Source organism: Candidatus Sororendozoicomonas aggregata, assembly GCF_031528575.1.
Classification (GTDB): domain Bacteria; phylum Pseudomonadota; class Gammaproteobacteria; order Pseudomonadales; family Endozoicomonadaceae; genus Endonucleibacter; species Endonucleibacter aggregata.
Map to the genome: position 1 here is coordinate 18,344 of NZ_JAVLSP010000047.1, position 10,268 is coordinate 28,611.

General features: G+C 46.3%; 8 protein-coding genes. 4 read left to right on the forward strand and 4 right to left on the reverse strand.

From position 1 onward, the window contains the following. Nucleotides 1–187: 187 nt before the first annotated feature. The 3 genes from metW to V4C51_RS10335 all read right to left on the reverse strand — a co-directional run bounded on the left by metW (nt 188) and on the right by V4C51_RS10335 (nt 2,361). The gene (gene metW, locus V4C51_RS10325; RefSeq protein WP_420797650.1) at nt 188–790 is read right to left on the reverse strand and encodes a methionine biosynthesis protein MetW; all 603 of its coding nucleotides are present in this window, start codon (nt 788–790) and stop codon (nt 188–190) included. Beyond that, nucleotides 784–1,947 carry a homoserine O-succinyltransferase MetX gene (gene metX, locus V4C51_RS10330; RefSeq protein ID WP_330926079.1) on the reverse strand — a complete coding sequence of 388 codons (1,164 nt, stop codon included), beginning with the start codon at nt 1,945–1,947 and terminating at the stop codon, nt 784–786. The genes metW and metX overlap by 7 nt, the downstream gene beginning before the upstream one ends. A 186-nt stretch (nt 1,948–2,133) precedes the next feature. After that, nucleotides 2,134–2,361: a hypothetical protein gene (locus V4C51_RS10335; RefSeq protein WP_330926080.1), complete on the reverse strand. Its 228-nt coding sequence runs from the start codon at nt 2,359–2,361 to the stop codon at nt 2,134–2,136. Between the two features lie 1,016 nt (nt 2,362–3,377). Between V4C51_RS10335 and V4C51_RS10340 the strand changes: the two genes are divergently transcribed. The 4 genes from V4C51_RS10340 to metF all read left to right on the forward strand — a co-directional run bounded on the left by V4C51_RS10340 (nt 3,378) and on the right by metF (nt 8,767). Continuing rightward, complete coding sequence (locus tag V4C51_RS10340) at nt 3,378–3,626, forward strand: cell division protein ZapB (RefSeq protein WP_330926081.1); 249 nt, start codon at nt 3,378–3,380, stop codon at nt 3,624–3,626. Nucleotides 3,627–4,640: 1,014 nt separating this feature from the next. Then, nucleotides 4,641–5,972: an MFS transporter gene (locus tag V4C51_RS10345; RefSeq protein ID WP_330926082.1), complete on the forward strand. Its 1,332-nt coding sequence runs from the start codon at nt 4,641–4,643 to the stop codon at nt 5,970–5,972. 490 nt (nt 5,973–6,462) lie between these two features. Beyond that, nucleotides 6,463–7,845: an adenosylhomocysteinase gene (gene ahcY / locus V4C51_RS10350; RefSeq protein WP_330926083.1), complete on the forward strand. Its 1,383-nt coding sequence runs from the start codon at nt 6,463–6,465 to the stop codon at nt 7,843–7,845. 70 nt (nt 7,846–7,915) lie between these two features. After that, nucleotides 7,916–8,767, forward strand: a complete 852-nt coding sequence (gene metF, locus V4C51_RS10355; RefSeq protein WP_330926084.1) for a methylenetetrahydrofolate reductase [NAD(P)H] — start codon at nt 7,916–7,918, stop codon at nt 8,765–8,767. 289 nt (nt 8,768–9,056) lie between these two features. On the opposite strand, the gene V4C51_RS10360 is transcribed toward metF, so the two are convergent. Next, on the reverse strand, nt 9,057–10,055 hold the full coding sequence (locus tag V4C51_RS10360) for a serine/threonine protein kinase (RefSeq protein ID WP_330926085.1): 999 nt from the start codon (nt 10,053–10,055) through the stop codon (nt 9,057–9,059). Between the last annotated feature and the right edge of the window lie 213 nt (nt 10,056–10,268).

Genomic DNA, 10,268 nt, shown 5'->3' on the forward strand with positions numbered 1-10,268 from the left:
TGTTTAAGCAAATTGACCGGAAATTCTGGCCGCATTTTCTCGCATTTTCTCGCATTTTCTCGCACTTTCTGGATTTTAGGCCGAAATTGTCTTAACCCGGATATTTCATAAACTCCCTTAGAGCCGCAAGGAGCAAGCAAGGCCAGGAGCATGTTTATGAAATATCCGGGTTAAGTTCGGCAGGCTCCTATGCAAGGTGATAGATTGCTATTTCACCCATCAAATTGGGCATCAGTTTTATTCGCCAATTATCCCTGTATTGCTGGTCAACCACCAATCGGTTGATCACATTAAGCTGCTTTTCCCTGCACAGTATCTCGAAATCCCGAAAGGTGCAGAAGTGGATATTAGGCGTGTCATACCAGCTATAGGGCATAAACTTGGATACAGGCATTCGCCCCTTGAACAACAAGTGTTGCCGACAACGCCAATGTCCAAAGTTAGGAAGCGTCACAATACATCGCTTGCCCACCCTTAGCATTTCATCCAATACCCGATCAGGGTAGGTCATTACCTGAATAGCCTGCGTCATGATGACCGTATCAAAGCTTTTGTCCCTGAAGCGTGACAGCCCTTCATCCAGGTTGTGTTCAATGACATTGACGCCTTTGGCAATACACCGCTCAATGTTGTCACTGCCAATCTCCAATCCATAGCCTGACACCTGTTTCTGTTCTGTCAGATTTTTCAACAGGCTGCCATCACCACAAGCTAAATCGAGCACCCGGTTACCGGGCTGAACCCAGTCCTTTATCAGGATAAAATCATTACGCACCCTGTTATCTACCATGACAACTCTCCTTGGCAACTCTCCCTGACAACATCTTGCATATACGCCTTCAGACCATTGATATACCGGGGAATATCCATCAGAAAAGCATCATGCCCCTGAGGCGCTTCAATTTCCAGATAAGACACCTCTTTTTCAGCTTCCACCAGCGCTGTTACTATTTCACGGGAACGTTCGGGAGAAAATCGCCAGTCCGTAGTAAACGATATCAGCAGAAAACGTGCCCGGGCTGGACTCAGGGCTTTGGATAATATGCCACCGTGATCAGCAGCAGGGTCAAAGTAATCCAGTGCCCGTGTCATGAGCAAATAGGTATTGGCATCAAAGTGCTCTGAGAAAGCAGCGCCCTGATAACGGAGGTAGCTCTCCACCTGAAACTGTGCATCATAATCAAAGCCATAGTGCTCACTCATCATTTCACGGCCAAATTTTTTCCCCATAGCGTGCTCAGACAGGTAAGTGATATGGCCGATCATTCGCGCCAGTCCTAACCCTTTTTTAGGCAGTTGATTTTCATCAAGGTAGCGGCCATCGAGAAACCCCTCGTCGGCCATAATGGCTTGCCGGGCCACTTCATTAAAGGCAATATTTTGAGCGGACAGCTTTGCCGCAGAAGCGATGATAACCGCATGCCGCAAGCGGTCAGGGTAACTGATAGACCATTGCAGTGCCTGCATGCCACCGAGGCTACCACCCACAACAGCAGCCCAGCATTCAACCCCCAGCATATCTGCCAGGCGCACCTGAGCGTTTACCCAGTCTTCAACAGTGAGTACCGGGAAATCAGCCCCCCAGGCTTTGCCTGTTTTAGTGTTGATGCTCGCAGGACCTGTGCTGCCATGACAGCCGCCTAAATTATTCAGGGACACCACAAAAAAGTGCCGGGTATCAATGGCTTTGTCGGGACCAATACAGTTATCCCACCAGCCGGGTTTACGGTCATTTATTGAATGAAAACCCGCTGCATGATGGTGACCGCTGAGGGCATGACAGATTAATACAGCGTTGCTGTGCTGCTCGTTAAGTTCACCATAGGTTTCTACAACAAGATTATAGGACTCCAGTACTTGCCCGCACTGTAAAACCAAAGATTGATCAAAATACACCACCTTGGGTTTTACCAAGCCTACCGAGTCAGTAGGGATGACATCCAGCATAAACTTCCCGAATCGTTATAAATAAAATAGTTAGGTTGTAATTTTGATGAAACGAACTCTACCAATGACCCGCAGGCAGATGTCAAATGCAGGAAAGTCTAAAGACAATAGTCAGTGTTGTCAGTAGGTCAGCTAAAATACTCTGAACTTTGCGAAATATTCACAGACTAGAACAACCCGGATGCACTAACGATCGATAGCTCCCCCTGAGTCCAAAGCCAGTTCAGTATATGCCAGTAAATGGCTGAAAAAAGCGCCTTCTATCTGACAGGACGAAAAGTGCAGATGCTTTTCCAGAATATAATCATCAATACTCTTGTTATGGGTGAGTGAGGTATAAAATGCCTTCATAGCCTCGTCTTCAACATTCAGCGCAGAAATGATAATAGCGCAACAGGGTAGCGCATTGTTCATAAAAAACTCCTTGAGGCCTGCTGTGTGCCTCCGCCACTGCCCACCTGGATTGGTCGTACAAGCAGGCAGACCAAAAACTGATTTGGCGCCAGCCAGCTATGATGTGAACAAGAAAATGTGCGGTGTGATAGTTATTCCACATAATACAGCCTGGCGGACATATCTAACTTGGTACAATACTTGTGCGCCTGTCGGACTTAGGGTAGTGGCAATGAAAACTATACCAGCGTCGTCCCCGCGAAGAACCACTGTCGTGGTTAATTCCTGCCTTCGCAGAAGTGGCGGGCTTTTGATACTTTCTGAAATACAGCTACCCATAGAAGCGGTCTTAAAAATCTGCGCGTAGCGAGAATAAAAAAGCAGAAGATAAAAGACCGGTTTTGAGAGGCGAATAACCAACTATTTAATGAGTTCAATAACTACTGCCTGGTTAACGGATCTCAGCCCTTGTGCTTCCGGCTTTATGGGGTCTTGTCTCCCTGAAAGCAAGTTTTGCCAAAGGGAACAACCTGCAATGTCTCACGGGAACGGCAAAAAATTACCCGAACAGCAGTGAGTTTAACGAACAAAATCAACGTTTAGACCCATTTATCGCAGATTGCAGTAGCCGAACGAATTTTAAGACGGTTTACACTGACGATGCTTCTCACTAAGTGACCTCGAACCAACCTGAAAACCATCTCAAACCGGACTTTTTCTCGCTACAGCTGGTTTTCAGCCTGACAGACTGCTAAAAAGTAACCCCTTTCAATGTTTTTGACGTGCTTACTCTCTCAAAAAGCTGTCTCATGCGGGTAAAACAGGTACCGGTGGAATTATCTATTGCATTCAACACGGTCAGAAAAGCACGTTTTCCGCCTAAGCATGTCAAACTCATGGAAACAGAGTACTATTACGTTAGCTTAGTATAGTCTGTACAAAATAGATGATATCTGACCTTGTGTTGAATAATATGCTATCGTATCGTCTGAAAGATAAAATGATGTCAATTGAAACCCGCGTCGCAAGAGTCCGCCATGTCCATACAATCACTCGCTCAACTGGAGTCCCGGTTACAAAACCTCATAGATAAGCTGGAACTGTCCAGAATGGAACTTGAGGAACTGAAAGTAGCCAACAAAGAGCTCGAAGAAGAAAATAAACACCTGAAGCACGAACTCCATACATGGAGTGAAAAGGTCAGCTCAATTCTCGGTAAGCTTAACACCCTGGCCGATGAAGAAGAGCTTGAGCCAGAGATTCAACGAGAAGAAGCTACAGCGTAACTCATTGCTCCTCTGTGGGAACTTGCCCTTCAGAAACTACTAACAGTTTGTGATTCCTGCGAAGGTAGGAATCCACCTCGACAGTGGGTTCCCGCCTTCACGGAAACAACAATGGTAGTTTGTATTGCCACTATGGAGAAACCACCTTGAAAAAAGTGGCTTCTTTGAGGGCATTTTTTCTCACGCTGTAAATACTCGTTATTGACTCTGACATTTTCATGACCTGTAAGCAGGTATACCCAAAGATAGCCGCAAATATGTTGATTGATTTGCCGCTTTCCTCGCGCCTGAAAACGCTCAATGTTACACAGCGCTGCTTCAGCGCCCTATGATACTCCTCAATATACCAATGATGGCTGTGTAGCCTGTCAAAGAGTGATTTCGATAACGTCTCCGGTTCTGCATCAGGCGTGTATAAAAAGGTCTTCAGGAGCAAATTGCTCTCGTTGAAGGAAGCGATTAACGCTGTCTTGTGATACGTCACCTAAATCGCTAAAGCGGGTGCATGTGGCAGACTTGGGTTCACACAATAGAAAACCTGTGTATTTAGCGAGGTCGCACTTGACTGTTGTGGGTCTGGTTATCTTTATACGCACGACAAAATTTATTTACTTTTGTATATGTTGTATATGGCTGATCTGGCAGTTTTTTCAACCTGCTGTCAATGCGTAAGTTCTATGAGCAGCATTGTCGAATACCTTCAGGTAAACACATTCGCACTTTATATTACGCCAGAGTCGTTCCATATTGCTCAGAGTTTACATCACCGTCTGATTTTTTGGGTTCATTCCAGGCAAGCCAGGGCTCTGGTTGAAGCAAAGAGTATAAGCTTTGCTTGTTATGGTCAGATGGACGTCGGTACACTATTATTACTCAACTATAGTTGTGCCAAAATTGTGCTAATAAAACGATATTAGTCGTTCCTTTCGGTGTGAACTTGATGCCTTGTAATTGACCTTGGGGCATCATAATAATCACCCATACCCAATAAACAGACGATTCACGAGCGCAGTTATGAGCGAATCGGTATCTATCAGCATCCCTCACACAGTCAGTAATGCGAAATGGAATGCTTTTCACTTGATCATTTTGCTGTTGTGTCTGGCCATTCTTTTTATGGATGGCTTCGATACTGTTCTCATGGGCTATGTCGCCCCTCAAATTATCCACCAATGGGGAATCGATAAAGCTGACTTGGGACTAACGATGAGTGCCGCCTTGATTGGACTTGCATTTGGTGCCTTGTGTTCAGGCCCCTTGTCTGACAGATTGGGTCGAAAACCCATCATTATCGTATCTGTAATCGTGTTTGGGATCTGTTGCCTGGCCACGACCCAAGCGACAACAATCGCTCAATTGACATGGTGGCGCATTGGGACGGGCTCTGGCATTGGCGCGGCAATGTCAAATGCCTTAACGATCGTGTCAGAGTTTGCGCCACAAAAGCACAAGTCTTTAATGGTGAACGCCGTATTTTGTGGGTTCCCTTTTGGCGCCGCAACCAGTGGCTTTTTAGCGTCCTGGATGGTACCTACGTTCGGGTGGCAAAGCGTGTTCATTCTCGGTGGTACCTTGCCTCTGTTGTTAGTTTTACCTTTATGGCGCTGGCTGCCCGAGAGTGTGTTATTTCTTCTCCAAAGACCCAACGCACAGACGACGATTGCCCAAACTCTGAATCAATTGCTAGGACACGCCTGGCCACATGAGATTAATCTCCGAAAAGGAACCTCCCCGAATGCGACCAATCCGGTAAAAGCCATAGTGGCACCGGCGCGACTGGGTGCGACGCTGTTGCTTTGGACCGCTTACTTCATGGGCCTGCTGATTTTTTATACGGTTTCAAGCTGGATGCCCACGCTGATTGGGGAAGCAGGGTACGACCTGGCACACGCCACACTGCTAACGGCATTATTCCCCATGGGAGGCGTTATTGGTACGCCGGTATCTGGTTGGATCATGGATCGAGCCACGCCACACAAAATTGTCGCCTTTAATTATTTTATGGCCGGTGTGTTCCTGTTTTCTATCGGGTATGTTGTAGGCATCTATTGGTTAGGGCTGGCCATTTTACTGGCAGGTACCCTGATGGGTGGGGCTCAATCCTCCATGGGTGCCATTGCCGCACTGCATTATCCCACCGCATTTCGTGCGACAGGTGTATCCTGGATGTTAGGAATGGCCCGTTCAGGCGGTATCGCAGGGGCCATAATGGGCGCATGGCTGTTGCAGTGGGGGTTGGAATATCAAAGCATATTTCAGTTATTGTTCGCGCCCAGTGTGATTGCCGCACTGGCGTTGCTGGGCTTGATGCGCCATTTGCGGCGTTGTACAGCGTCCCCTGTTTAGGGAATTTTTATTGAAATTAAATATAGCTTATTTATGCTTTTCTGGTTTAAAAGTCAGGCAGAAATCATTTGCATTACAAAGTGCAATCGTCGTGATTGTACAGCCTCTGATTGGGTGTCTATGGTCAGTTATCAGAGAGATAGCCGAATTGCCCGGAGTTTTCTTATCGTTTTTTCGTCAAAATCACATTGACTTATATTCTTGAGCCTTGCACAAGCATAACTATACGACACTATTTTTTTGAGCTGCTTACATTTTTTGGATCCATTTAATACTCCGCTCATTAACCCGGATATTTCATAAACTCCCTTGGAGCCGCAAGGAGCAAGCAAGGCCAGGAGCATGTTTATGAAATATCCGGGTTAACATACCCGTCAGGGAGTATTTCCTGTGACTAACAATCTATATCAAAATAATTTGATGCAGAATGTACCTGCTGCTAGACTCGGTTAAATGCAATTTATAATGACCGAACAAAGAGGTTACCCCTATGACCGCAGCAGTAAAAAAGGGCTTTGAAGATTATCGGATTGCTGATATTTCTCTGGCCGACTGGGGACGTCGGGAAATTCAGATTGCAGAAGGCGAAATGCCTGCGCTGATGGCAATTCGTAAGAAGTATAAAGCCGAGCAGCCTCTAAAGGGGGCAAATATACTTGGCTGTATTCATATGACAATTCAAACTGCGGTACTGATCGAAACACTGGTTGAACTCGGTGCTGATGTCCGCTGGTCATCCTGCAATATTTTTTCTACGCAGGATCATGCGGCGGCTGCCATCGCAGCAGCGGGTATACCGGTCTTTGCCTGGAAAGGAGAAACGGAAGACGAGTTCTGGTGGTGTATCGAACAAACCATCTTGAAAAATGGCGATCCCTGGCACGCAAACATGGTGTTGGACGACGGTGGCGATCTTACCCTGATGCTTCACGACAAATACCCACAGTTACTGGAAACAATTCACGGTATTTCTGAAGAAACCACCACTGGCGTTCATCGTCTGCTTAAAATGCTGGAAAACGGTACGCTAAAAGTTCCGGCCATTAACGTCAATGATGCTGTCACTAAAAGTAAAAATGACAACAAGTACGGATGCCGTCACTCCTTGAACGACGCCATTAAACGTGCGACGGATCACCTGCTGGCCGGAAAAAAAGCATTGGTTGTGGGTTATGGTGATGTGGGCAAGGGCTCAGCGGCATCACTACGCCAGGAAGGCATGATTGTTAAAGTCTCTGAGATTGATCCTATCTGTGCCATGCAAGCGTGTATGGACGGTTTTGAAGTTGTTTCTCCGTACATCAATGGCGTGAATAACGGCACTGAAGCCTCTGTCGATAAAGCGCTATTGGGCACCACAGACCTTTTGGTTACTACAACCGGCAACTATCATGTCTGTGATCGTGAGATGCTAAAAGCGCTGAAAAGTGGCTGTATTGTGTCTAATATCGGACACTTTGATACTGAAATTGACACCGGTTTTATGCGTGATCAATGGGAGTGGGAAGAGGTTAAACCGCAAGTGCATAAAGTCATCAGAAACGCCGCCAATAATGACCATTTATTGCTGCTGTCTGAAGGCCGCCTCGTTAATCTGGGCAATGCTACCGGTCACCCTTCACGTATCATGGATGGGTCATTTGCAAACCAGGTACTGGCACAGATCCATTTGTATAAGGCCGGTTTTGCAGACTTGCCTGCGGAAGCAAAAACACTCTATGTGGATGCTCTGCCTAAAAAACTGGACGAAGAAGTTGCCGGTTATATGGTTGAAGGCTTTGGTGGTGTCATTACCCGGCTTAGCGATAAGCAGGCTGAATACATCAGTGTCTCTGTTGATGGTCCTTTTAAAAAAGACGACTATAAATATTAATACGTTCGGGTTATAGCCAGACCCTTGTCGGGTTTGGCGTGTGCCTGCATTTGAATGATACGACTATAAAATGAGCAACCTATCACGTTTGTCTAAACCGATCAGCTTTGAGTTTTTTCCAACAAAAACCCCTGAGGGAGCTGACAAACTCAAGGTAGCTGCACGTCAGTTATCAGAATATCTGCCTGAATTTTTTTCAGTAACCTACGGTGCTGGCGGCTCAACCCGTGATCGTACACTGGATACCGTATTAGCGACACAATCGGCCACAGGCATTTCTGCTGCGCCACATCTTTCCTGCGTTGGCGATAGCAGGGTGCGTTTAAAAGAGCTGTTGCTTGATTATCAGAGCCGGGGGATTGATCGCCTGGTAGCGCTTCGTGGTGACCTCCCTTCAGGTACAGGAGGTTGTGGTGTTGGAGAGTTGCATTATGCTAGTGAGCTGGTTGAATTTATCCGGGAAGAAACCGGAGACCATTTTCACATAGAGGTTGCAGCCTACCCGGAGATGCACCCACAAGCACGAACCATGGAAGATGATCTGAAAAACTTTCAGCGTAAAGTTCAAGCGGGTGCTGATGGGGCCATTACACAGTATTTCTTTAACGCCGACAGTTACTTTTATTTTGTTGACCGTATACAACGCATGGGGATTGATATTCCCATTACCCCTGGCATTATGCCTATTACAAACTTTACTCGCCTGGCTCGGTTTTCTGATGCTTGTGGTGCAGAAATGCCGCGTTGGATTCGTAAACAGCTTGAGTCATACGGCGATGACACTGTAAGCATTCGGAAGTTTGGTGAAGAAGTAATTACACGACTTTGTCAGCGCTTACTAGCAGGTGGTGCGCCTGGGCTGCATTTTTACACGCTGAATATGGCGGCGCCCTGCCAAAATATTTGTAATAATCTGAAATAGCCCCGACTTTATGCAAGCGTGCTTTTCTATGGGTTCTTCTGGAAATAATAACAATCGTTTTTTCTGACTAGGAGGCTGTCGGACTTATGCTTTTGAGCATAAAATTCAGTAGGGCGAGTCAGAATTTTCGATCAATTTGTGCGAATAGTTGACCTATTTAAGCAAATTGATCGGAAATTCTGACCGCACTTTCTCGCACTTTCTCGCACTTTCTCGCACTTTCTCGCACTTTCTGGATTTTAGGCCGAAATTGTCTTAAGTCCAACAGGCTGCTAGCGTAATGAGTAGATCAAAATTGTCCAAAAACGGCTAAGGGTGGCTCATCCAATGCGGCAAGTTGCTCTCTCAGCTCCAGTATATGTTCCGCCCAATACCGCTCAGTATTAAACCAGGTGAAGGCCATGGGGAAGGCGGGATCTTCCCAGCGACGGGCCAGCCAGGCACTGTAATTAAGTAAGCGCAGGGTGCGAAAATATTCCACCAGATTCAGCTCTGCGGGGTTAAAGTCAAAGAACTCACTATACCCTTCAAGAATTTCTGCCATTTGAACGGTCTGGTTTTGGCGATCCCCTGACAGTAGCATCCATAAATCCTGAATAGCCGGTGCCATGGCGGTATCATCAAAATCCACGAAATGAGGAGAGTTGTTGCGCCAAAGGATGTTGCCATTATGGCAATCACCATGAACACGGATGAGTGTGAACGTGCAGTCTTTTTCAATTCTTGCCAGTCGGTGAAGTAAGTCGCTTGTGAGTGTCTGATAGGCTTCTTTCAGTGATGGGGGAATAAAATCATGAGAAAGCAAATACGTCACGCTATCGATACCAAATCGCTGCAGGTTAATGGCATTGCGGTGCTCAAAAGGCAAAGTGGCACCCAAGCTGTGTATACGTCCAAGACAGCGCCCCAGGATAAGCAGATTATCAAGGTTATCAAGTTCAGGCGCATAGCCACCTTGACGGGGGAAAATGGCAAATTGAAAGCCTTCATATTCAAAGAGTGTTCTGCCCTCGGCATTACGCAATGGCGCAACAACGGGTAACTCTTGTTCTTTAAGCGTGTGAGAAAATCCATGCTCCTCCAGAATTTGTTCCTGGCTCCACCGTTGGGGCCGGTAAAACTTCACAATAACCGGGTCACTGGCTTCAACCCCAATCTGATACACTCGGTTTTCATAACTGTTCAGTGGCAGTATCCGTGCATCAGAGAGAAACCCCTGGCTTTCGACGGCATCCAGCACTCGATCCGGCGTGAGTGTGTTGTAAGGATGAACGGTGCCAGATGTCATAAAAGCTCCAATAGGCAATAAAAATATCCTGATAAAGTTTATAGTGTATACAGTAATAGAAGAAATCTTTTTTTATCGAAGGGGTGTAAAATCTCTTGGAGCCTGTCGGGCTTGAGCTTTCGAGCATGAAATTCAGTAGAGCGAGTCAGATTTTTCGATGGATTTGTGCGAATAGTTGACCTATTTAAGCAAATTCATCGGAAAATATGGCCG